19 protein-coding genes, 1 riboswitch and 2 other annotated features are annotated in these 25,069 nt (G+C 35.4%); of the genes, 3 read left to right on the top strand and 16 right to left on the bottom strand.

Annotation, left to right across the window (positions count from 1 at the left end; genetic code table 11):
* Positions 1-9: 9 nt before the first annotated feature.
* The 7 genes from ACHZK0_RS11395 to ACHZK0_RS11365 form a co-directional block, all read right to left on the bottom strand.
* Entirely contained in the window at positions 10-777 is a 768-nt protein-coding gene (locus ACHZK0_RS11395) for an ABC transporter ATP-binding protein (RefSeq protein WP_262742797.1), read from the bottom strand.
* Between the two features lie 252 nt (positions 778-1,029).
* The gene (gene thrS, locus ACHZK0_RS11390) at positions 1,030-2,949 is read right to left on the bottom strand and encodes a threonine--tRNA ligase (protein ID WP_395761559.1); all 1,920 of its coding nucleotides are present in this window, start codon (positions 2,947-2,949) and stop codon (positions 1,030-1,032) included.
* A gap of 48 nt (positions 2,950-2,997) precedes the next feature.
* Positions 2,998-3,220 (bottom strand) — a binding site (T-box leader).
* A 37-nt stretch (positions 3,221-3,257) separates the two neighbouring features.
* Positions 3,258-3,481: a binding site (T-box leader), on the bottom strand.
* Between the two features lie 125 nt (positions 3,482-3,606).
* Complete coding sequence (locus tag ACHZK0_RS11385; protein ID WP_395761558.1) at positions 3,607-4,314, bottom strand: pseudouridine synthase; 708 nt, start codon at positions 4,312-4,314, stop codon at positions 3,607-3,609.
* A 186-nt stretch (positions 4,315-4,500) separates the two neighbouring features.
* Positions 4,501-5,121: a DUF4937 domain-containing protein gene (locus ACHZK0_RS11380; RefSeq protein WP_395761557.1), complete on the bottom strand. Its 621-nt coding sequence runs from the start codon at positions 5,119-5,121 to the stop codon at positions 4,501-4,503.
* A 121-nt stretch (positions 5,122-5,242) separates the two neighbouring features.
* Positions 5,243-6,061: a nucleotidyltransferase gene (locus ACHZK0_RS11375; RefSeq protein ID WP_262742794.1), complete on the bottom strand. Its 819-nt coding sequence runs from the start codon at positions 6,059-6,061 to the stop codon at positions 5,243-5,245.
* A gap of 311 nt (positions 6,062-6,372) precedes the next feature.
* On the bottom strand, positions 6,373-6,597 hold the full coding sequence (locus ACHZK0_RS11370; RefSeq protein ID WP_395761556.1) for a hypothetical protein: 225 nt from the start codon (positions 6,595-6,597) through the stop codon (positions 6,373-6,375).
* A gap of 150 nt (positions 6,598-6,747) precedes the next feature.
* Positions 6,748-7,053: a hypothetical protein gene (locus tag ACHZK0_RS11365; protein WP_395761709.1), complete on the bottom strand. Its 306-nt coding sequence runs from the start codon at positions 7,051-7,053 to the stop codon at positions 6,748-6,750.
* A gap of 174 nt (positions 7,054-7,227) precedes the next feature.
* Between ACHZK0_RS11365 and ACHZK0_RS11360 the strand changes: the two genes are divergently transcribed.
* Positions 7,228-7,803: a hypothetical protein gene (locus tag ACHZK0_RS11360; RefSeq protein ID WP_395761555.1), complete on the top strand. Its 576-nt coding sequence runs from the start codon at positions 7,228-7,230 to the stop codon at positions 7,801-7,803.
* Positions 7,804-8,011: 208 nt separating this feature from the next.
* Positions 8,012-8,131, top strand: a riboswitch (glycine riboswitch).
* Between the two features lie 107 nt (positions 8,132-8,238).
* On the top strand, positions 8,239-9,609 hold the full coding sequence (locus ACHZK0_RS11355) for an alanine/glycine:cation symporter family protein (RefSeq protein ID WP_262742896.1): 1,371 nt from the start codon (positions 8,239-8,241) through the stop codon (positions 9,607-9,609).
* 165 nt (positions 9,610-9,774) lie between these two features.
* Here ACHZK0_RS11355 and ACHZK0_RS11350 read toward each other — a convergent pair whose 3' ends face one another.
* Positions 9,775-10,542 carry a DUF3891 family protein gene (locus ACHZK0_RS11350; protein ID WP_262742895.1) on the bottom strand — a complete coding sequence of 256 codons (768 nt, stop codon included), beginning with the start codon at positions 10,540-10,542 and terminating at the stop codon, positions 9,775-9,777.
* Positions 10,543-10,746: 204 nt separating this feature from the next.
* Between ACHZK0_RS11350 and ACHZK0_RS11345 the strand changes: the two genes are divergently transcribed.
* On the top strand, positions 10,747-11,019 hold the full coding sequence (locus ACHZK0_RS11345; protein WP_001043960.1) for an HU family DNA-binding protein: 273 nt from the start codon (positions 10,747-10,749) through the stop codon (positions 11,017-11,019).
* Between the two features lie 42 nt (positions 11,020-11,061).
* On the opposite strand, the gene ACHZK0_RS11340 is transcribed toward ACHZK0_RS11345, so the two are convergent.
* From ACHZK0_RS11340 to dhbC, 8 genes are all read right to left on the bottom strand, one after another.
* Positions 11,062-11,601, bottom strand: a complete 540-nt coding sequence (locus ACHZK0_RS11340; RefSeq protein ID WP_262742894.1) for a cold-shock protein — start codon at positions 11,599-11,601, stop codon at positions 11,062-11,064.
* Between the two features lie 35 nt (positions 11,602-11,636).
* Entirely contained in the window at positions 11,637-12,386 is a 750-nt protein-coding gene (gene sfp, locus ACHZK0_RS11335; protein ID WP_395761554.1) for a 4'-phosphopantetheinyl transferase Sfp, read from the bottom strand.
* Between the two features lie 64 nt (positions 12,387-12,450).
* The gene (locus ACHZK0_RS11330) at positions 12,451-13,893 is read right to left on the bottom strand and encodes an MDR family MFS transporter (RefSeq protein ID WP_262742892.1); all 1,443 of its coding nucleotides are present in this window, start codon (positions 13,891-13,893) and stop codon (positions 12,451-12,453) included.
* Entirely contained in the window at positions 13,893-14,117 is a 225-nt protein-coding gene (locus ACHZK0_RS11325) for an MbtH family protein (RefSeq protein ID WP_262742891.1), read from the bottom strand. The genes ACHZK0_RS11330 and ACHZK0_RS11325 overlap by 1 nt, the downstream gene beginning before the upstream one ends.
* Positions 14,114-21,262: an amino acid adenylation domain-containing protein gene (locus tag ACHZK0_RS11320; protein WP_395761553.1), complete on the bottom strand. Its 7,149-nt coding sequence runs from the start codon at positions 21,260-21,262 to the stop codon at positions 14,114-14,116. The genes ACHZK0_RS11325 and ACHZK0_RS11320 overlap by 4 nt, the downstream gene beginning before the upstream one ends.
* A 31-nt stretch (positions 21,263-21,293) precedes the next feature.
* Complete coding sequence (locus ACHZK0_RS11315; RefSeq protein ID WP_242239161.1) at positions 21,294-22,187, bottom strand: isochorismatase family protein; 894 nt, start codon at positions 22,185-22,187, stop codon at positions 21,294-21,296.
* 30 nt (positions 22,188-22,217) lie between these two features.
* Entirely contained in the window at positions 22,218-23,834 is a 1,617-nt protein-coding gene (locus ACHZK0_RS11310; RefSeq protein ID WP_395761552.1) for a (2,3-dihydroxybenzoyl)adenylate synthase, read from the bottom strand.
* Positions 23,835-23,846: 12 nt separating this feature from the next.
* The gene (gene dhbC / locus ACHZK0_RS11305) at positions 23,847-25,046 is read right to left on the bottom strand and encodes an isochorismate synthase DhbC (protein WP_395761551.1); all 1,200 of its coding nucleotides are present in this window, start codon (positions 25,044-25,046) and stop codon (positions 23,847-23,849) included.
* Between the last annotated feature and the right edge of the window lie 23 nt (positions 25,047-25,069).

The raw sequence follows: 25,069 nt of genomic DNA, 5'->3' as shown, positions 1-25,069 counted from the left end.
TCTCGCCCCCTACTTAGACTCAGTAGCTGAGCCCATATGAGCGAGCACACCTAAAATATCTTGATAAAAACTTTCCCGTGTTCCTTGGCGCTTTAACTCTTTATAAAGAAGACCATCTTGAATAAATAAAATACGTTCACAATAGCTCGCACTAAATGCATCGTGTGTAACCATTAAAATACTTACATTGTGATTTTCATGTAAATCTTGCATCGCTTCTAATAAGCTTTTTGCATTTTTACTATCAAGCGCTCCTGTCGGTTCATCTGCTAATACGATTGCTGGATTATGTACTAAAGCTCGAGCTGCCGCTGTTCTTTGCTTTTGTCCACCAGAAACAGCAGTTGGATATTTCGTTAAAATTTCAGTAATCCCTAATTTCTTCGCAACCTCATTTACCTTTCCAGTAATCTCACTTGAAGGTACGCCTTGCAGAGAAAGTGGTAAAGCAATATTTTCATAAATTGATAAGTTTTCTAGTAAGTTAAAATCTTGAAAGATGAACCCTAATTTTTGAGATCGAAAATCTGATAATGCATTACCCTTCATAGAAGTAATATTTGTACCAGCTATTGTCACACTACCACCTGTCGCTTGATCCAGTGTACTAATCACATTAAGTAGTGTCGTTTTCCCAGACCCAGAAGGACCCATAATCCCGACGAATTCCCCTTCCTTAATATTTAATGATACGCCCCTTAACGCTTTTGACTGATTCTCATTTCTTTTCCCATACGTTTTTTCTACACTTTCTACAGTAACTACATTCATTGACATCTCTTTCACTCCATCCCTTTTGTATAAATTTAATTTCTCACATATTTCTTATCTTTTTCTCATGTAAACCCTTAAGAATTTTTTAATTTTTCAATCAGAAAGTATTGTACGAGTTACGCAAACCTTTTTCCTATTTCATATTCTCACTTTTCTAACACTCGTTCCTTCGATTTCGCTTACATTTACCTTACATTTTTGTAAGGTAAAAAAGAAAACACACCATTATGAAGTAGTGTGTTTTCTTTTCAAACTCTATTTCCGATTATTTATTTCCTCTTTCATACTTTCCACAAATCCATTTAGTTCAACAACTTCTGATTTTTCTTCCCCATATTTACGTACATTTACAGCTCCATTCTCCATTTCCTTATCCCCAATAACAAGAACATAAGGAACTTTTTGCATTTGTGCTTCTCTTATTTTATATCCTAACTTTTCATCTCGTACATCTCGTTCTACACGAATACCAGCTTGTGCTAATTTATTTGCAACTTCATCTGCATATTGCACATGAACTGCATTTGAAACAGGGATGACTTTTACTTGAACTGGTGCTACCCATGCCGGGAATGCCCCTCCAAAATGCTCAATTAATATAGCTAAGAAGCGGTCTAAAGACCCTAATACTGCCCGGTGAATAACAACTGGTCTTTTCTTTTCATTCTTCTCATCTATATAATTTAAATCAAACTTCTCTGGCATTTGGAAATCTAGCTGGATTGTTCCGCACTGATGACTTCTATTTAAAGCGTCTTTAATATGAAAATCAATTTTCGGTCCGTAAAATGCACCGTCACCTTCATTTAGTCTATATTTACAATTCAATGAATGTAATACATTTGCTAATGACGCCTCTGCTTGCTCCCATAACTGATCATCACCCATTGAATCTTCTGGACGAGTAGAAAGCTCTACTTCATATTCGAATCCGAAAGTTTTATAAACGTAATCAATTTGCGCCATTACGGATTTAATTTCATTTTCAATTTGTTCTGGAGTTACAAATAAATGAGCATCATCTTGGCAGAAAGTACGTACTCTTAATAATCCGTTTAATGCCCCGCTAAATTCGTGTCGGTGTACTTGACCGAACTCACACATACGAATTGGTAATTCACGATAAGAATGTAATCTATTTTTGAACATTAGCATATGTCCTGGGCAGTTCATCGGTTTTAATGCAAAGCTTTTATTATCTACCTCTGAGAAATACATGTTATCCTTGTAATGTCCCCAGTGCCCTGATTTCTCCCATAATTCTTGGTTCATCATAAACGGAGTACGTACTTCTTGATACTTATACTCTTTTTGAATTTCTCTTAAAAATGCTTCTAATTCATTTCGGATAATCTGTCCTTTCGGTAAATAAAATGGCATTCCCGGGGCCTCTTCTGAAAACATAAATAACTCCAGCTCACTACCTAACTTACGATGATTTCTTTTTGCTGCTTCTTCAACGAAATGTAAATACTCTTCTAATTCTTTTTGAGAAGAGAACGCAACGCCATATATACGCTGAAGCACTTGATTGTTACTATCACCTCGCCAATACGCACCGGAAACGTTAGTTAATTGGAATGCTTTCAAATAGCCTGTTGACGGTAAGTGTGGTCCTCTACATAAATCTACAAATTCACCTTGTTTATATAGTGTTACACTTTCCCCACTAGGAATCGCTTCTAACAATTCTAATTTCAGATGATCATTCATTTCTTGAAACAGTTTTGCTGCTTCTTCTCGAGAAACTTCAACTCGCTCTATTTTTACATTTTCATTTATAATCTTTTTCATTTCTTTTTCGATTTTCGGTAAATCTTCTACGTTCACACTACTTCGAAGATCCATATCATAATAAAATCCATTTTCAATAACAGGCCCTACACCAAGGTTTACATTGCCATACATTCTCTTTACAGCTTGCGCTAAAATATGTGCCGCAGAATGTCTTGCAATTTCTACCCCTTCACTTGAATCTATAGTAACGATTTCTACTTCCGCATTTTCTTCAATATTTCGGCGTAAATCATATAACTGATTATTTACTTTCCCTGCCACTGCTTTCTTTTTTAAACTACTGCTAATGGATCCAGCAATTTCTTCTAAAGTAATTCCTTTTGCAAATTCTTTAACGCTACCATCTGGAAATTTAATTTCAATCATTTGTTCTTTCATTTTTCATCTCTCCATTTCATAATAAAAAGCACACTCATCCCTAACTAAAATAGGGACGAGTGTGCTTATACCCGTGGTTCCACCCAGATTCCCATTGTAAATATACAATGGCTTCTTTTACGGTAACGTCGTTTACACGGCACTAGATACTTAATTTCCCCAGTGCAGCTCTAAGGTGGTAAGTTATTTTTCTGCGTTAGGAAGTTCTCAGCTTTCCTTCCTTCTCTGTATTACCGGGTAAAATAACTCGTGTCCTTTTCTTCGCTTATTATGAAATTGAATGCAAAAAAGCATATTCATCCCTAAAAATTAGGGACGAATATGCTTATATTCGTGGTTCCACCCAGATTCCCATCACAAAAAACATAATGGCTTCTTTTGCGATAACGTCGCTTACACGGCACTAGATACTTAATTTCCCTAGTGCAGCTCTAAGGTGGTAAGTTATTTTTCTGCGTTAGGAAGTTCTCAGCTTTCCTTCCCTCTCTGTATAACCGGGCAAAATAACTCGTGTCCTTTTCTTTGCTTTTATAAGTACATCCATTAATTGTTATTTACTATATCCTATTCATTTTATTATTGCAAGTGTTTAAAAAAGTTTTTTTATTTAATAAAAAAAGAAACCAAAAATAGATTCTTGGTTTCCTCTTCTCAATTTTACCAATCTTGTGGTTCGTAATTTAAGTCTGAAAATAGACGTCGTTTCTCTTTCTTCGATAAATCTCTCCACTGTCCAACAGGTAAATTATTCAATTCAATATTCATAATTCTCGTACGTTTTAACGAGTATACTTGATAACCTAAAGCTTCACACATACGACGAATTTGGCGATTTAGCCCTTGCGTTAAAATAATGTTGAACTCATATTTTGATAACTGTGTGATCTCACAAGGAAGCGTTTTTGTTCCTAAAATTTTCACACCAGCTGCCATTTTTTCTAAGAAATCAGGTGTAATTGGCTTATCTACTGAAACGATATATTCTTTCTCATGTTTGTTTTCAGCACGTAAAATTTCATTAACGATATCACCATCATTCGTTAACAAAATTAAACCGTCTGAGTCTTTATCAAGACGTCCAATATGACTAATTCGTAAAGGATGGTTCACTAAATCGATAATGTTACCTTTTACAGCTTTTTCACTCGTACATGTAATACCTACTGGTTTATTTAAAGCAATATATACGTGATCTCGTGCAATACGAAGTTGCTCTCCATTTACGCGTACATCATCACCTGGATTGACTTGGTCACCAATTTTTGCAACCTTACCGTTAATAATTACTCTTCTCTCATTAATTAATTTATCTGCTCCACGTCGAGACGCTTTTCCAGCTTCACTAATAAATTTATTGATACGCAAATTAGGCACATCCTTTTCTAAACAAAATTTCAAGCTCACACTGCTTCTACCGTACAATACAAAAGGGTAAGCCTTCTATTATAACTTAAATATATTAACATGAAAGGGTGTATAACGTCTTCTATTAATTACTCGTTTATAAGAAAATATCTTTATTATACATTCATTTATGCACGTTTTGAACACTTAATATACAAGCCACTCTTCCTTACATACAGCTTGTTTACCCCTTATATCTTCTACATCCTCATGAATATTAGCTAGTTTATACAACTCTGGGAAAATCTCTTCTACATAATTTTGATGCGCCATTTCATCTTTCCAATAAGTTAACACTATGTAACGATTTTCAGTTTTTAAAGACTTCCCAACAAATCCAGCTAACATCCCTTTTGCTTTTTCCATTCCTGTATTCCAAATTGTTTCTTGTTTATGTAAAAAATACTTTTCCTTTCCAACCTTTACATTACATATAGCAACTCTTACGAATGTTCCTTCTGTAACAACGTCATTCAAAGGCTTTTCAGTTATATCATACAACGTTTGAAACAATTCAATTTCACATGAAAGAAACGTATCCTCTTGGTTGCTATTTACATAAATGGTATCGTGAGCACCATTCATAAATGATTGATATGCACCTCGATCTTCCCATAAAGTAAATACACATGCCTCATCTTTATTCCACCCACCAAATTGTCCTTGAAATCCATCTAGATGCTGTATATCACGCCATTTTTCTTGTGCTTTTGAAAATACGTTTTTTTTCTCTTCTTCCACTTTACAATAGATTGTTTTTAGTAACATTTTTAATTCCCCCTTATGATACGATCCATTTCCCACTTTCAATACTTTCTACTTTTCCACCTACACGAACATTAATTTTACTCCCTATTTCTTTTTGTTTACATAATATAATTATATTATTCTAGTTATCTACAGTATTCAAAAACTCATCCGCTTTTTCTATCAACCATTCACCAAATGTATCTAAAAACATTAAAATTTCATTTATATCATTTACCGGCTCAATTACATATTGTAATGTCTTTCTCATATTTTTTTCTTGTTTGGGAAAATACTTACTAAATAATATATATGCTGGGTATAAGTCTCTAGAGTAGAGCCCTTCTCTATCAATCGTTAGTGCAAGACCTGCCCTGATTATTATCTTCATTATCCAACGACAACAATCTTCTATATCTTCCACGCCTTTATTATGTATTAACTCTTTGCGTGCTTGTCCAATTTGTTTCCGCAGTTGAATAAGGTGTACATAGGCTAACTCTTGATTCACTTTATATTTAGGTAAAGACAATTTTACGTCCTCCCCCAGTATACAAACACCATGTGTCTGTATAATAAAGCTTATAAAAGAAAAACGATTGGGATTTATCACTTCTTTTTCACTGTAAAAACTTAACTCCACTCCTGATATACAATTAAACTTTTTTAAACTTTGAACTTCTAGCTTCTCTCGCCAACTTAAGTCTATTAATTTTGGATCCTTTCGCACCAATATAATTACATCTATATCAGCAACCCCTTCAATTCCAATCCCTCTTGGAATTGAACCTCTTATATAAACACTGTGTAAATCATCCTGTAACAATTCACAACAAGTATTTTTTATTTCCTGTATTACCTCCATAAACATAGGTTGCACTTTTTCAATATGTGCATCATTTATAATATATCCTTCATCATCTGTAGGACAAAAACGTCCTATTTTTTTTATACTTGGCAAATTATCACCTCACTTCCATATAAAAATCAGTTTATTCCATACGTATATTATAATTCGAATAATTCAGAATTAAAAACAGAAAAATAGGACGTAAACACTCTTATAAGGGCGTTTACATCCTTTCACTTTTATCATCATTTATTTTTCAAATCATACAGCATATCTTTCCATATGCTGTCTATATAACTTCCAGCCATCCATTTCTTTCTTAAAAACTTCCATCGCTAAAACGGATGCTACTTTTTTATCCTGCACATAAAAATCTACAATTGCAGATAAAATCAGTTCGCTCTCCGTTCTTAAACTGTTTGCTAAATCTTTATATTTCCAATAGGGTTTTGTCCTTCATAACTTTTTAAAGTTTCAATATTATCTTCTTTATATGTATCGCCTCGGTATACCTCATAGTCTTTATCACTGTAATACCCAAAGTAACCTATAAAATCATCTGATACCCAACTATTTATTTTCTCAATGTTACCAGCATTTGAATCTTTACGATATTCCTCAACCGCACGTATGGCTTCGTTTTCCATTGAATATATCTCCTTTTATTTTCTTATACCATTTTTGTATTCTCTTCTTTATAACAAAACACCTTGTAATTTATAGATTCAACCTCTTTTTAAAAATACAAATAGCCATAAACTACTTAGTAAAATCGCGTTGTCTATGACTCATTCCATTTACTTTTCAAATAGGTAATACGTAATTTCTCCTGGATAATGTAATACAGTTACCTTCCTCTCTCCTTTTTTAAAACTAACAGTATGCCCGTTTTCCCCTAAGTTCTCCCATCCACTTGCCTTTGTAATAGGCATTACACTTATATATTTATAATCCTCTTGCTTATTATCATCGTTAATATGGATTGCTGACATTGGTACTGGAAAATCTTCAATTTTAGATTCTTTGTCCAGATATATGAGTGCAAATAAGCTAACTAATAGCATGGCCATTGAAATATTTGAAACTAGTTTTTTTCTATTCATTTTCACTAAAAACCCTCTTTTCTCTTATATTACTTTCACCATTTTACTTATTTTAATTATTTATGTATAGAAAAAATATAATTTAAATCAATTCCAGACTATATTCTCTATTATTAACAATATTATTGTTATATATTGTAATTAAAAGATATTCATTTTTGGAGGTATTACCCATTGAAGAAATTATTTTTTAATAAATGGTCAATAATTATTTCTATTTTTATTATTACCTGTACGATTTTCTACACAACCACAGATAAAAAAAATAACGAAAAAACTACCGTAGAAACAATTGATACAAAAATTTTTAAAACTAAATTACAACCAAAAATTGATGAATTAACGACAAATTATAATGACATCATCGAAAAAGATTGGTTGCCTGCCTGGGAAGAGATTAACACGAACGGAGATTCAGTAGACAAAGATAAACTATTAGTCACAATGACTGCTATTTCCAAGCAATACGAAAAAATTATAAACGAAATAGATACTTTGAAAATTAATGAAAATATATCGGAAGTACAAATACAAAAACAACTAGTTTATTTCGCAACTGAATTTAAGACTGCTTCTAAATTTATGAAAAACGCAGCAGATTTAATTATAGACGGAGCAAATAACTCTACTCCATCCAATAAAACAGTTGAAAATACTAAACATGCTTTAGGACTTGCGGACCAACATATTGTCCTCGCTTTATCTACGTTAAATGAAGTTGAAGTTAAATTAGGACTTGCAAAAAAATAAAACTGGTTACTATTTTAAAATAAAAAAAGATTGCAATTCACATTTTGTCTGTCTATAATGTTTTTATTGATTTACAATCAATGTTTTTATAAATTTTATAATTCGGATGAACCATTCAGGAGAAGGTCTATTGATCTACCGACGGGGCAAAAAGTTGCTGAACCAACTTTGAAACTCTCAGGTCTTGGTTACAAGTAGAACTGCATGGGGACGAATCTCTGGAGAGACTCCCTCTCGCTTTATATAGCGCGGAGGAAAACGAGCACCGAAGGAGCAAATCCGCTACTATAGCGGATAATCTCTCAGGTAAAAGGACAGAGACAAGCGAAAGAAAAAGCCGATTTGTATCGGTTTATTTTTCTATCCCTTGTTTCTCCAGAGACCATTTCATTTACTTGAAGTGGTTTTTATTTTTTCTAAAAAAGGAGAATACAGATGGAGACAGTAAGTACAGTATTAGAACAAATCAATCACTATGTGTGGGGATTACCAACGTTGTTGTTACTCGTTGGTACTGGTATCATTCTCACAGTGCGTTTAAAGGGTTTACAGTTTAGTAAACTATTATACGCACACAAACTAGCATTTAAAAAATCAGAAGATACATCTTCCTCTGGAGATATTAGCCACTTCCAAGCACTTATGACAGCTATGGCGGCAACGATTGGTATGGGAAATATAGCCGGTGTTGCAACTGCTGTGACAATCGGTGGACCCGGTGCAATCTTTTGGATGTGGATTACTGCCTTGTTCGGTATGGCAACAAAATATGCCGAAGCAATTCTTGCGGTGAAATACCGTGTTAGCAATGAAAATGGTGAATATTCAGGTGGACCAATGTATTATTTAGAACGTGGTTTAGGTAAGAAATGGCTTGCGGTTTTATTTGCTATATTCGGTACAACTGCTTCTTTCGGTATTGGTAATATGGTGCAGTCTAACTCAGTAGCAGAGGCAATGCGAATTAATTTCTCTTTCCCTCCTGCTTTAACTGGTATATTCATGTCCTTTTTAATTGCTATTGTTATTTTAGGCGGCGTTAAAAAAATTGGGAAAGTAACAGGATATATCGTTCCTATTAAAGCTTTCTTTTATATCATTGCTGGCCTTATTATTATTTTCTATCACTACGATCAAATTCCAGAAGCATTCTCACTTATTTTTTCTGGTGCATTTAATGGTACTGCAGCTGCTGGTGGTTTTATCGGTGCAACAATTGCATCAGCAATTCAAATCGGAATGGCACGCGGTGTATTTGCGAACGAAGCTGGTTTAGGTAGTGCGCCTATTGCCGCAGCAGCTGCTAAAACTGATTCACCTGCAAAACAAGCTTTAGTTTCAATGACTGGTACTTTTTTAGATACGTTTATTGTATGTACCATTACAGGGCTAGTATTAATCACTACAGGTGCATGGAAATCTGGTAAAACTGGCGTTGAAGCTACAACACTTGCGTTCCAATCTGTATTTGGCACTGCTGGTAGTATGATTCTCGGTATCGCGATTATATTATTCGCCTACTCTACTATTTTAGGCTGGTCATATTACGGTGAGAAGTGTGTAGCTTATTTATTTGGTGAAGGAGCTGTACGATATTATAAAGCTATCTTTATCGTCATGATTGCTATTGGTGCGAATTTAAAATTAGGCATCGTATGGACGTTTGCTGATATTGCAAATGGACTTATGGCGATTCCAAACTTAATAGGGCTAATTGGTTTAAGTGGCATTGTTGTAGCTGAAACGAATCGTTTTTTACAAGAAGAGAAATTAAAAGAAGCTCATAATAATAAACAAACAAGTTAATCTATTGATAAAGGAATGACTCATACATAATGAGCATTCCTTTTTTCATTATTTTATTCAATCAATTTCATATGAAAGAATGACCTTAACAATCAAAGATTCTCTTTCCTAGAAACTATATTCCCCCTTCTTTCTGAACATATGTCACCCTTATCAATTAGCACCTTACTGTATGAAACAAATCTTTTGCTTTTTCATTTCCGCGTTTCTATCAGCCTTTGCAATCCCTTTCCCTTCAATTTCACGTTTATTTATAGTTTTATATTTTACATACGTATGAAATTCCGTTTGAAATGGAAAGGGTGTGATCCGAATTGTTTCCTCGTCCACCCACTCTGCTTGAACAAGTTTCTCCTCCTTACTATTAAACATTTCTGTTCCTTCAAAACCACCTTTAAACAAATCAATTTCATTTTCCTTTTTTACACCAGGTTTATTCATACATACATATAAAGAAAGTTCATCGCAAAACTTTAATAATCTATAATGTTTATCAAACATCGCAAACTGTTCTTTTGTTAACGTTTTCAAAATTCTTTTTTGTCGTTCCAATTCCTCAGTATAAAATGACATCATCTCTTCATCTTCCTCATTTAATGGAAATGATAAAAAATGTTTACTACAAAGTAATGCTCCGTATGGATTTGAATCTTCAATTTCATTCAAACCAATCGTATAAAATACAAAGCGTAACGAGCTAGGACAGTCCATAAATGTATACGGGATATTTTTAGCATCATTCAAAATTGGTACTTTATCAAGTTCTATCCATCCTCTATCATGCTCATATATTGCATCAATAGTCTCTTTTAAGTATGCGTCAACTTCAAAAAAATCTTTTTTTATATGCTTCGCAATTTCTCCAGCTAAAAAACCATGATCATGTTGACGAATTAATATACTTTCTTTCTCATCCTTTTCACGAAAAATCATCCGTATACTCCCCCTCATCCTCATGTTACAGTGTTTTCTATACATCAATTCTTAATTAATCCCTAATTATTAGCAGGGATTCAGTTTCTTGCAACGAAATTAACATAACTATATAGCATTCTTTCTAACAATATAAATAGCTTTCTCTATACTATCCATTATACTAAAACATTCATTCTAAAAAACTTTTTATGAGGTGAAAACATGAACAAAACAGAATTAGTTAAAAACGTGGCACAATCCGCTGATATTTCTCAAAAGGAAGCTTCTGCAGCTGTACAATCTGTTTTTGACACAATTGCTACTGCATTACAATCTGGCGATAAAGTTCAATTGATTGGCTTTGGAACTTTTGAAGTGCGCGAAAGATCTGCTCGTACAGGACGTAACCCACAAACTGGCGAAGAAATTCAAATCGCTGCTGGTAAAGTTCCAGCATTTAAAGCAGGTAAAGAGTTAAAAGAAGCTGTGAAATAAACAAGAAACCAGCCTATAAAATGGCTGGTTTTTTGTTTTTTATTAAAGCAGATTCTTTATATTCTCTGCATGATACACTTCACAAATATAAAATATACATTTGCAGTTACTTACAATTTGATATTTTCTAGTTGGATACACATTCGCCGTAACAGAGCATCCATCAAACAATTCAATAATATTCCCAGATGGCTGATACCCTTCGTATAATACGTTTCTTCTTACTTCCATCTTTTCTATAAGTTTTTCAACTGGAATATTTCCACTCTCTAATTCACTCTTAATTGTATTTGGTAAAAACGAAGTGTCCGCAAAAATTAGATTTTCAGATAACACTTTTCCTTTATAACTAACATGAGATACACGGTAAAGAAATGTTCCGTTTTTATCAAAGAAATTCTTTGCTTCTTTCGGGATGTACTGTCTATCAAGTACCTCTTGTTCGAGAACACCAAACTGAACTGTATCATTCAAAAGCTTTTCTAAAGCATGAATAGATGATGTATCTCCAGAAAATAAAATATTTTTAATTGCTTGTACATTATAAGTGAATTCATTTGTTCTATTTTCCGCTACTAACATGAGGAACACCTCTTCTATAAGATTTTTTATTTAACTTATCTATAATTTAAAAGCGCTACTGCATCTAACTGCGAAATTTCAGTTACTTCTTTACTAAATATTGCAATGGAAGCCATATAATCTACACTTGGCCTTATATCTTCCATCATTGTATTTTCTACTAATTCTTGCCTATCCTTAAAAATCAACAAATTTGGAGGATCATATGGAGCCGATACGGTAATATGGACTGTTGGAATCATTAGTCCTTCACCTGTCGCTTTGAGTACCGCTTCTTTTCGAGTCCAATATGTTAAAAAACCTTCCATTTTCTGTTCATCTGGTAATTTCATAACTTGCGCGATTTCAAATTCTGTTAATACGCCCTCTGCCATTTTCATAACATCTACATTTGGATTCATTTGTTCAACATCAACGCCTACAGGTGCAGACTTAGTAAATGCAACAACAACCCACTCACCCGAATGCGAAACAGATATTTGCGGCATTCCTTCTGGTAATTGTGGTCTGCCATGTTGTAACTTACATACTGGGCACATTCGATCAATTGGTACTTGAACTGGCGACATAGAAAGTATTTGCCCAAGAACTAACCTACTAATTACACAACCTATTATAAAACGTGCACGATCTACCGAATGATGGTATGAATTTGCTTTCTCTCGTTCTACATCATTTAGCAAATTGTAATGCCATGATTGTAAATCGGAAATTCTTGCCCACCATATTTGACAATCATTCTCACTAAGAGTTGGTACAGAATCTACAACTTTACTCTCTATCATGTAAACTCTCTCCTTCTAACAAACAATATCATTTTATTTCAAAAGAGTATTATTATTCTATAACTTATTCGTTTACAACTTCTTTCTCTTTTTGTAATACAGGTAACGACTTTTTCTTCTTCTTTGACATTATCTCTTTATCAGAAATACGTAAAGAAAATAGTAATGCTATGAGTAAAAATAATGCTGATCCAATTAATGCAGCTTGATAAGGCAAGAAATCTGCCTGTGCATTATTCTGTATTTCATTACTTCCAAACCCAGATAATATGCTAGCTAATACAGCAACTCCTATTGCAGATCCTAATCGATTTTGCACATTGAATATAGTTGTTGCTCTTCCCATAGAAGGTGGCGTTATATTGTTAAATGCAGAAAATTGAACTGCACCGACAGACTGACCTAAGAAAATACCGATACCAAACAATAATGCCCGTATTTGCCAAGGATTTGTATCGTGATTTACAAAACTTAATAATACAAAGATAACCGCTGTACAAGCTAATCCAATAGAAATTACTTTGCGAGCTCCTAATTTCTTATATGACCATGGTACAATCTGTGACGATATCATTAATCCAATCGCCTCTGGGAATGTCGTAAGACCTGATTCAAGTGCGGAAACTCCTATTACATTTTGATACATAAGTGGAAAAACAAATAGCATGCCTAGTAAACCGGCAGATGAAAACAATGAAATTAGACTCATTTTTCTAAAGACTGGTTCTTTTAATAAGCGTAAATCTAACATCGGTTGCTGTACTTTAAGTTCAACAATGATAAACAATGTAATGAATATAATCCCAGCTATTCCAGTACTTATAATCTCTGGAGAAACCCAGCCTTTTGATGGACCTTGGCTAAGTGCATAGATTAGCATCGCAAATCCTGGTGCTGAAAGAACAAAACCGAGAGAATCAAAGCGACCAGCTGATTTTTCAATATGCTCTTTTAAAAATAGTAGACCGAATAGTAACGCTACGATTCCAAACGGTACATTAATATAAAATGCCCAGCGCCAAGACATTTGATCTACAAAAAAACCACCAATAATTGGTCCTACTGCCGGTGCGACAGCAATTGGCAACACAATAAACCGTGAAATTTTCGGCCTTTCCTCTGGTGAAAATGTTCGGAATAACATCGCCATCCCCACCGGTGTTAAAAGCCCCCCACCAGCACCTTGCATGATACGAAAAATATTCAATGAAGTAATATCGTTCGCTACACCGCATAATACAGACGCAGTTGTAAATACGAAAAGAGCGGTTAGAAATACTCTTTTCGTACCAAAGCGATCTCCTAACCAACCAGAAATAGGAAGGAAAACAGCTAAGCTAACTAAATACCCAACATTAACTGTCCCCATAGCAGATGGAGGAACTTGTAATTCTTTACTTATCGTTTGCAGTGCTACATTCACAATTGTTGCATCCATCGCAGCCATAAACATCGCAGTTATATATACGATACTTACAACTACTTTCGGATTTATTTTTTCCTTCATTATCGTTTTCCTACTAATATTTTTTCGCCAACTTGATTACTTTTTGGATTCAAATCTTCCCAGTTATTTTCAACATATTGTAAACAATCATTCCTACTAGCCTCTTCATGTACGACATTCCAACCAATAGGTACTTCGAGAAAGACAGGCCAGAGAGAATACTGACCCTCCTCATTTTTTAATACTTTATATGTGTAATTATCATTTTCGAATGGATTCGTCATACTGTACTTACCCCTTTCTTTTCCTGCAAATATTTCGCCAGTACTTGTCCGATTTCTGTAAGCGGACCTGGCTGACATAAATCTTTATGTCTACAATCAATATCGTGCTGCACAATTCCTCCGTCTAAATAATTTAGCCACGTATTTGGAGAAATTGGATCAAACCAGTCTGGTATAACAGTAGATCTAAAGAATAAAATATCTCCGTTATAAACTTTCGGTACATATTTCCCTAACAATCCTACTGAATTCACATATGTTTCTTTCAAATTCAAAATTGTCTCTTCTTCAAGACTTGCTAATGCACTTCCATCTTTACGAAGTATTTCAACTGCACTTTCCATCGTAAGTGGTTTTCCATCCATATTATCTGGATCATATCCACCTAAAGCAAGTAATGCGATTAATGCTTCTTCTTCAGTAGGTGCTTCCGTATTCGGTAAGAAGTGACCAGGATAAGAATCCAGCATAACGAGTAATTCTACTTCTTCTCCTTCATTTTGTAGTTGCGCCGCCATTGCATGAACAACGTTTCCTCCAAGCGACCACCCGAGTAACCGATATGGTCCGTGAGGCTGTACTTCACGAACGTGTTTTAAATAATCCGCCGCCATCTCCTCTAAACTTTTTGGAAGTTCTTCATTTTTAGCGATACCACGTGCTTGAACACCATAGATTGGATAATCTGTTCCTAAAGATTTCATAAGTCCTGCATAGCACCAACTTAATCCACCTGCTGGGTGTACACAAAATAGTGGTAATTGGTCTCCGCTTGCTCTTAATGGAAGCAACACATCAAGTGCACTTTGACCATTTCCCATTTCAAGTCTTTCCGCAAGCCCTGCAACAGTAGGTGCTGCAAATAAAGTTCCAATATTTAATTCCACTCCAAGCGCTTCTTTAATTCGGCTCATAAGCTGCACTGCAAGAAGTGAATGACCACCAAGATCAAAGAATCCGTCATCAATTCCAATTTGAGGTACACTTAAAATCTCTGTAAATAAGTCACATAACATTTCTTCTTGCGGCGTTCTTGGTCCACGACTAGAAGATGATGCGATAAATTCTGGAGCTGGCAATGCCTTTCTATCTAATTTACCGTTTGGAGTTAAAGGTAACTCATTTACTACTACAAAAGCGTATGGAACCATGTAATCTGGTAAACTACCTCCAGCATACTGACGCATTTCATTCGTATCAATCATTTCATTATTAGATGCGACAATATAAGAAACTAACCGTTTATCCCCTGGTTGATCTTCCCGTACAATAACGGCTACTTGCTCAACTTTAGGGTGTTTCATTATGACCGCTTCTATTTCCCCTAATTCAATTCGGAATCCACGAATTTTTATTTGGTGATCTGCACGCCCTATATAATCTAGCGTCCCATCTTTACGCCAACGCGCTAAGTCTCCTGTACGATACATTCTTGTACCTGACTTACCAAATGGATCTGCGATAAAGCGTTCTGCAGTTAAGCCCGCTCTTCCTAAATAACCACGAGCAAGCCCAGCACCTGCAACATACATTTCTCCCACTACTCCGGGTGGCACTGGTTGTAAATAGTTGTCTAATACGTATACTTTAAGGTCTGGTATACTGCAACCAATTAAACTATTCGCGCGTAAAGAAACAATATTCTCATCTAACTCAATATAACTAACATGTACTGTCGTCTCTGTAATACCGTACATATTAATAAGCTTTGGTGTGTTATGAGAATGTCGACTATACCAATCTTCTAATCGACTTAATTCAAGTGCTTCTCCTCCAAAAACAACATATCGTAAAGATAATCTTTGACCAATTTCCTCATTTTCACGATCCGCTTGCATCAATTGATAGAACGCTGATGGAGTTTGGTTTAATACAGTAACCTTTTCCTTAACAAGAAGTTGTAAAAATTCTTTCGGCGAGCGACTTACAGTATGTGGTACTACGACTAGACGCCCTCCATATAATAAAGGTCCCCAAATTTCCCAAACCGAGAAATCAAAAGCGTATGAATGGAACATCGTCCAAACATCGTTCGCGTCAAATTGGAACCAATGATCAGTTGCTCCTAAAAGTCTTACTACGTTATGGTGAGGTATCATAACGCCTTTCGGTCTGCCTGTTGAGCCTGATGTATAAATAACGTAAGCAATATGCGAAGGCGATAGTGGCTTCATGCGCTCCATTTCATCAATATTATCTTCACTATATTTCACTATTTCTTTTATTACTTTTTCATCATCCACTAAAACTTTCAGTTCCTCATCACATTCAATTTCCACAGCTGAATTTGTTAAAACACATGATGGTTTCGCATCGTGGAGCATAAATGAAATACGTTCAGACGGGTAATCTGGATCTAATGGAAGATAACCTGCTCCTGCTTTAAGAACCGCGAGTAAACTCACAACCATATTTAAAGATCTCGGCATTGCTAATGCAACAAGTTGATCAGGACCGACTCCTTTTGCTATTAGCAATCGAGCTATTTTATTCGCTTTTTTATTCAATTCTTCATAAGTTAATTTTTCATCTTCAAAGACGACAGCAATAGTATCTGGATTTATATAAGCCTGTTTTTCAAATAATTGTGGTAATGTCATTTCTGGTACAATTTGAAAACCACCATTCCACTTTTCTAATACCGTATTTTTCTCTGCTAAAGTTAATATTTCTAATCTACCAATTGATTTATCTTGATTTTTTGCCGCATCGTCTAATAAAAGAATATATCTTTCTATTAATTTTTGAATCGTTTCACGTTTATATAAATCAGTACTAAACTCTAACAATCCATGTAAGCCATTTGGGGTACCATCAACTCCATTACTCTCGCTAATTTCAAATGTTAAATCAAATTTCGCAGAGCCGACGCTTTGAATTTCAAGGTTCGCTTCTATATCCGGAGCATCAAAGGTTGCTTCTGGCGTATTTTGGAAGGCTAACATAACTTGAAACATCGGATGACTATTTCGAGTACGTACTGGGTTTAATACTTCAACAAGTCGTTCGAATGGAACATCTTGATTTTCATAAGCTGCAAGATTTACTTGCTTCACTCTATTCAATAGTTCTTTAAAACTTGGATCTCCTGATGTATTTGTACGTAACACTAATGTATTTACAAATAACCCAACTATATTTGATAGTGCATCGTCATTTCTTCCAGCAATCGGACTTCCAATTGGTATATCAGTACCTGCGCCTAATCTTGTAAATAGTGCACTAAGTCCTGCTTGTAACACCATAAACAAACTAACCCCGTTTTTCCGTGCAAGCTCTACTAACCTATTATGCATAACTGTATCTATTTGAAAATGAATTGTTTCTCCTCGGTAACTCGTTTCAATTGGACGCTGGTAATCTGTAGGTAACTCCAATTGATCTGGTAAACCCTTTAGCTCTTGTTTCCAAAAATCTAATTGTGTTGAAATGAGACTCTCTCGTGTAGCTTCATCACCTAGCAATTGCTGTTGCCATAGTGCATAATCTGCGTATTGAACTGGAAGTGTCTCCAGCTGTACTCTCTCCCCTTGACATCGTGCTTTATAGGCCGCTGTAAAATCTCTTGTTAACGGTTGTAATGACCAACCATCCCCTACAATATGGTGCAATAGTATGAGTAATACATGTTCGTTTTCATTCACTGTAAATAGTTGCAAACGAACTGCTGGTTCCATATCAAGATTAAAGCTATATCTTACCGCCTCTGCAAGCACACTTTCTAATTCATCTTTACACGTTCTTGTTATAATCATTTCTAAATTTAAATTTTCCATATCTAAAATTTCCTGATAGGAACTACCTAATACGTTAGGGAAAATCGTTCTAAGCGTCTCATGTTTCTCAACTACATCATAAAAAGCACCTTGCAATGCTTCCTCGTTCAACTTTCCAGAAATACGAGTGACTAATGGAATATTATAAGTAGGGCTTGGACCTTCTAAACAATTTAAGAACCATAATCTACGCTGTGCAAATGAAAGTGGAACTTCATTTGGTCTACTTACTTTCTTAATAGCTGGTCTTGCACTTTTTGCTCGGTCTAATTGTTTCGCTAGTTCCGCAACAGTTGGCGATTCGAATAATTTTCCAATTCCTAATTCGACACTTAACGTTTCACGAATTCTTGCCATTAAACGAGATGCAAGAAGCGAATGGCCTCCCATTTCAAAGAAATTATCATCAATGCTAATACGAGAAACACCAAGTACTTCTGCAAATAAATCACATAATATTTCTTCTTTCGGATTTCTAGCAACTCTCTCCTTATTCATTTCATTAAAATCAGGAGCTGGTAATTTCTTTCTATCAACCTTTCCATTTGGTGTTAATGGTAATTCTTCTAACAACACAAATGCTGAAGGTACCATATAATTCGCTAAACTTTCTGAAACATAAGAACGAATTTCTGCAAAGTTAATTGTATCCTTCTCTTCAGCAACGATATACGCAATAATTCGTTTATCATTTGGGCGATCTTCTCGTACCATTACTACTGCTTGTTTAATATTTTCATGTCGTTGTAATACCATTTCAATTTCAGCTAATTCAATTCGGAAACCTCGGATTTTTATTTGATGATCTGCTCGGCTCACGTATTCCAGCACACCATCGTTACGCCATTTCACAAGATCACCTGTGCGGTACATGCGCTTCCCTCGGTCTCCAAAAGGATTTGCAACAAATCGTTCAGCCGTTAACTCTGGTTTTCCTAAATAGCCGTTCGCAAGTCCTTCTCCAGCAATATATAGTTCGCCAATTACTCCAGGTGGTACTGGTTGTAATCCTGCATCTAATACATATACATCTGTACTCCAAATCGGTTTTCCAATAGGAGGTATACCAATTTCATTTTCATCGATGTTCTTGAAAGTAGACCAAATAGTCGTTTCAGTAGGTCCATATAAGTTTGTAATAGAGCAACCTAATTTTTTTAATGTATTTGCTAAATGAGCTGGAAGTGCTTCACCACCAACAAGCACTTTTAGCCCTTGTAGTCTCTCTGGATATTCCATTACTAACGCCTGCCAAAGGGTCGGTGTAGCTTGCATAATTGTAGCTCCTTCTTCTTGCAACAATGCCGTTAACACAGAAGGTTCTTGAATTACTTCTTTTTGTGCAATTGTTAAACTTGCACCACTAATAAGAGGTAAATAAATTTCTAGTGCAGAAATATCAAACGCAAACGTTGTAACTGCTAATAAATGATCATTTTCATTTAATGAAAACATATCGTCCATAGCCAATAAAAAGTTACTTAAAGCTCTCATAGGAACAATTACACCTTTTGGATTTCCAGTTGATCCTGAAGTGTAAATGGTATAAGCTGGGTTTAAAAGTGATTCATCTTTTCTAAATGGTAGATTCATATAAGAATATGCTTTTAATGCTAGTTCTGTTTCTTCGCTATCTAATTCGATTTTTTTTATATCATTTTCTATAACTAAAGCAGATGAATGTGTGATGATACACACTGGCTTTGCATCATTTACAATATAATTGATTCGTTCAGCTGGATATTCTGGATCTATCGGTAAATACGCTGCACCAGCCTTTAAAACTGCTAGCATACTAACTACCATTTCTATTGATCGTGGAAACACTAAAGCTACGATCTGATTTGCTCCTATTCCTTCTTCTACTAAATAGTGTGCCAGTTCATTTGCTCGTTCATTTAGCTCATTATACGTAAGGTCTACTCCGTTACACGTAACCGCTATTTTATTTGGATTTTTTTGTACTTGCTTTTCAAATAAAATAGGTAAAGGGATTAACTCTTCAGCTTCTTTAGTCTTATTCCATTCCATTAGAACTTTATGATTTTCTTCAGGAAGAGTAATGTTTATATTTCCAATCGACTCGTCTTTTTGATCATCATTTATCACTAATTCTAATAACTTCATAAATCTCTCTTTATGTAGCGTTAGTTCCGCGCCACTATATACTTCCGGATTCGCATCAAAATGAATCATTAACTCATTTTCATCGAAACGTTTATAAACATTTATCGATAAATCATCGACAGGTCCTGCTGATAAATTATGTGTAACACCACGATTCCCAGCAAAGTTAAGCCCATAATCAAAAGGCATAACATTCACTAATGGCCCGAATAACCTTTGATTTTCACCTAGTAACTTTAGGTCTCTTCTTAATTCCTCATGACGATATTTATGATGACGACGTACGTCTCGGATTTCTTTAGAAACTTGCTGTAATAATTCCGCAAGCGTTATATTTGGAGTTACAGTGAGGCGAAGTGGTACTAAATTCATTACCATACTCGGTGTATAAATAGATGCAGAACCGAGACGTCCCATCATCGGTAAACCTAAAACAATATCATTTGCACCTGTTAATTTATGCATATAAATACTTGTTACAGCAGCAATAAATTCTGGCCAACTTGTTAACAAAACATTAATATCTTCTAGTAAAGTTTTCGTGCTAGAACTAGATAAATAAGCTGTTTCTCGTAAAAACCCATTTGATGTTCTCGGAGCTCTTTCTGCTAAACTTATAACTTCTGGTTCATCTGCAAACTTCTCTAACCAAAAAGCACGATCTTCCTGAATTTGTTTAGACTCCTGATATTCAATATCTTCTTGTACAATTTTTGAAATAGAACCAAATGGCTTTTCATTCTTATTTGTTTCTTCTATAAGTGATGTATACTCTTTCGCTACCTTTTGGCTAAGAAGTGAAAACCCATAGCCATCCATCACAATGTGATGGATGCGCTGATACCAAAAGAAACGATTATTTTCAACTTGAATAAGTGCTTCAGTAAATAATGCGTCTGTTTTCAAATCGACTGGCATAGATAAATCATTTTTCATCCATACTTTAGCAGCTTTTTCAGGATTTTCTTCTTTACGAGCGTCAATAAAATGCATATGAAACTGTAATTCTTCAATAACTTGCCATGGGCCCATTTCATCCTCTTCGAAACGAACATGTAATGCTTCTGCTTCTGTTACAACTTTACGTACTGCTAATTCGAAAATTTCTTGATTAACATTTCCGCTTATTTCAACATACTCCCCAGTATTATAAATCGGATTGAGCGGATCTAATTGCTGTGCAAACCACATACCAGTCTGCGCAGATGATAACGAATGACGAACCTTTTGACTATTAGGCATTCTTTACTACCCCTTTATTATGTAGTCTATATTAAAGTACATGTTCTGTTTGCGGAGATAATAAACGGTACCAATCAACAACAGTTGGGCTCTCTGCTAAATCCGCAAAAGTGATTTCTTTTCCTTCACGACGCCACTTCTCTACTAAACTCATAATTCTGACCGAATCAAGTCCTCTATTTAATAAATCTTCATCAGTCTCAACACTTTCTACTGGTTCACGAAGTAATTGTGCAACTAGTTCATGTACTTCCTGTAAAGTGATCCCTTCACTCTTATCGCCTTTTACATTTTGTAAATCTTTTAATAGTAAGTTGGTTGATGTCGTCACTGCACATCTATTAGATGCATACTGTAATGCTTGTTTATGATGCTCTAATGAAAAATCAGCAACTGCATCTGCTACAAAGAACGGCTCTATACCATCCATAAACGCTTCACAAGCTGTTAAAAGGCAGCCAATATGCGCATAAATACCGCAAATAATAAGTTGATCTCTTCCTTGCTCATTTAAAATTTCTAATAGATTTGTCTTTTTAAATGCACTATATCTCCATTTCGTTAAGAATATATCATTCTCATCAGGAGTAAGTTCATCCACAATTTTCTTCTTATCTGGTCCAGCAGGAATACCATCACCCCAGAAATCTTGTAATAACCCTCGTTGTTCTAACGTTTGTCCACCTGGCTGAGCTGTATAAACAACTGGGATACCAAGTTCCTTACATCTTTCTCTTATCACCTTAATATTTGAAATGAGTTCTACTTTCGGTGATTCTTTATCGCTATATGCATCAAGAAAATATTCTTGCATGTCATGGATTAGAAGAACCGCACGTTTTGGATCTGGAGTCCAATTTACTTTATTTTTTGGTAGTTCTGATTCAACTGGCATTTTGTATACTGAAATAGATGGGATAGCCATCTAATCACTTCCTTCCAATTTTTATATTCTTTATCGTTTTATCGTAATAAGTTTTTCAGCAATGACTTTACGTAATTCTTTTTTGCTTACCTTTCCAACACCTGTTTGCGGGAACGATTCAATAAATTCAATTCGATCTGGAATTTTATAAGCAGCTATACCTCGGTCTCTTAAAAACATTTTTAATTCACTTACTGTCGGAGCTTGTCCGCGAGCTATAACAAATGCACAAGTACGTTCCCCTAAATAATCGTCAGGCATTGATACAATTGCAACATCATGTACTGCATCATGTGCTAATAGATGATTTTCAACTTCTTCCGCAGCAACTTTCTCACCACCACGGTTAATTTGATCTTTATCCCTACCTTCTACAATGATGTAACCTTGTTCATTTACTTTCACAAGATCTCCTGTACGATAAAATCCATCTTCTGTAAATGACCGTGCATTATGTTCCTCTGCTTTATAATAGCCTCGAATTGTATATGGTCCTCTTGTTAATAAACTTCCTACTTCACCAACTTTTACTTCGTTATCATTTTCATCGACAACCCTTACTTCGTCGTATGTAGACATCGGCCTACCTTGTGTATGAATGATGATTTCTTCTGGATCATTTAATCTTGTGTAATTTACTAAACCTTCTGCCATACCGAACACTTGCTGTAACGTACATCCAAATGTAGGACGTATACGTTTTGCAACTTCGGCGCCAAATTTCGCTCCACCAACCTGAATCACTTCTAGGCTCGATAAATCGTTATTACGAGAAGATGCAGCATCAAGCCAGATCATTGCTAATGGCGGAACGAGAGCAGTAATCGTGACTCTTTCTTTTTCTATTAGAGCAAATGCCTCATCTGGACTACCTCCAGTTGCCAGCACTACTTTTCCACCCGCATAGAAAGTTCCAAATGTCCCTGGAGAACTCATCGGGTAATTGTGCGCTACTGGAAGAACTGCCATATAGACGCTATCCGTATTCAAATTACAAATTTCAGCGCTAACACGTAAACTATAAATATAGTCATCATGTGTTCTAGGAATTAATTTAGAAAGTCCTGTTGTCCCTCCTGACAATTGGAGAAACGCAACATCACTTGGCTGAACTTCTGGTAATGGAATAGAATCTATATACAGATCACTTATGTTCATAAACTCTTCTTCTTCTCCCACTACAATTACATGTTGTAAAGTTGACACTTTCTCTTTCACTTCTCTTGCTAGTTTTCGATAATCAAAGCCGAGGGCCTTATCTGAAATAACGTAAGCACTCGCCTCACCAAACTCACAAAAATAACTAATTTCACTGCTTCGATGTGAAGGTAGTGCAAAGACAGGAAGTGCTCCAATTCGAAATAGCGCAAAACATATTTCGAAAAACTCGATAACGTTAGGTAATTGGATTACAACTCGATCCTCTTGTTTTATTCCTAAATTCAGTAAACCTGACGCTAAGCCATCTACTTTTTTATCAAGCTCACTATACGTTATATGCGTATTACCACTTACAACCGCAATTTGATCTCCATATTTTTCAGCACGCTCTCTTAACACCCCGCCAAATGTTTCACCAAGCCAACACCCTTCTTCTCGATAGCGATTAGCAAATTCTTTTGGCCATTTTGTATAACCTGTCAACATTCTTTCTTCCCCCTATTTTTCATTCAACGAATTATCACTTAACCCTAGAGCCTTCAGCATTGTTTGGAACTTAGCTGATGTTTCTGCTAACTCATCTTCTGGTTTTGACTCAGCAACAACTCCCGCTCCTGCAAATAGTCGAAGTGTATTTTCTTGCACTTCAGCACAGCGAATTGTAACAATCCATTCACCATCTCCATTTAAATCGCTCCACCCTAGCATTCCTGTAAAGAATTCACGGTCAAATGGCTCAATTTTTTGAATCGCCTCTCTCGCTTCTTCCATAGGCGTTCCGCAAACTGCTGGGGTAGGATGAAGTGCAATTGCTAATTCTAAAGAAGTAGTATTCGGATCTTTTAGCTCACCTTTCACTTCCGTAGACAAATGCCACATCGCTTCACTATGAATAACAGATGGTTTTTCTGGAACATGTAATGTGTGACAGTATGGACGAAGCGCAGCAGCTACCGCTTCTACTACTACCGCATGTTCATGTAAATCTTTTGGAGAAGAAAGTAATTCCTCTGCTCTTCTTTTATCTACAACTGGATCATCACTACGTGGTCTTGAACCAGCTAACGGATTAGAAATAACTTGCATACCATTACGTGAAACGAGTAACTCAGGACTTGCTCCAATTAATGCCTTACTATTCTCGTTTTCATCTTTCGGTAAATTAACAGCAAATGTATAACCATGCTTATTATGCTCTGCTAATTCTCGAAGAAGTTTTTGCTTATTAATCTTTTCGGAAGATTTAACATCTAACGATCTGGATAGAACGATTTTCTTTAAATCTCCGTCTTGTATTTTTTCAATTCCTTGCTTCACACCATTCATATACACTTCAGGATCTGGTACAGGTGTCATTTCAAATGTTAAGTTCTCATTTGTTTCAAGCTGGTTTGTTGTATCTAATTGTAATCGTTCAGATATTCTGCAATATTCTGGTACGATAAGTTGCACTTCTTTTCTACGATCAAATGGCAAAGCACCAACAACGATAGGATTCGGATTTCCAGCTTGTTTTGCATTACGTAATACCGCTTGTACAAGTTCTGGAAAACTTTCAATTTCACGATGCTTTACTGTAGTAAGCTCTCCTTCTGTCAATATTGTTCGAGTAGGTGAAGCGAAAAAGAATGAAGATTCAGTCTTATAATCTTCTAAAAGTTTTTCTGACAGTTCCTTTACAGCCGTAAGTTCATTCATAATATAGTAGCCCCCTATTTTTT

Source organism: Bacillus sp. 3G2 (genome assembly GCF_044324725.1).
GTDB lineage: Bacteria > Bacillota > Bacilli > Bacillales > Bacillaceae_G > Bacillus_A > Bacillus_A mobilis.
The sequence above is the reverse complement of the archived record's forward strand: the minus strand, read 5'-3'. Positions and strand labels throughout refer to the sequence as shown.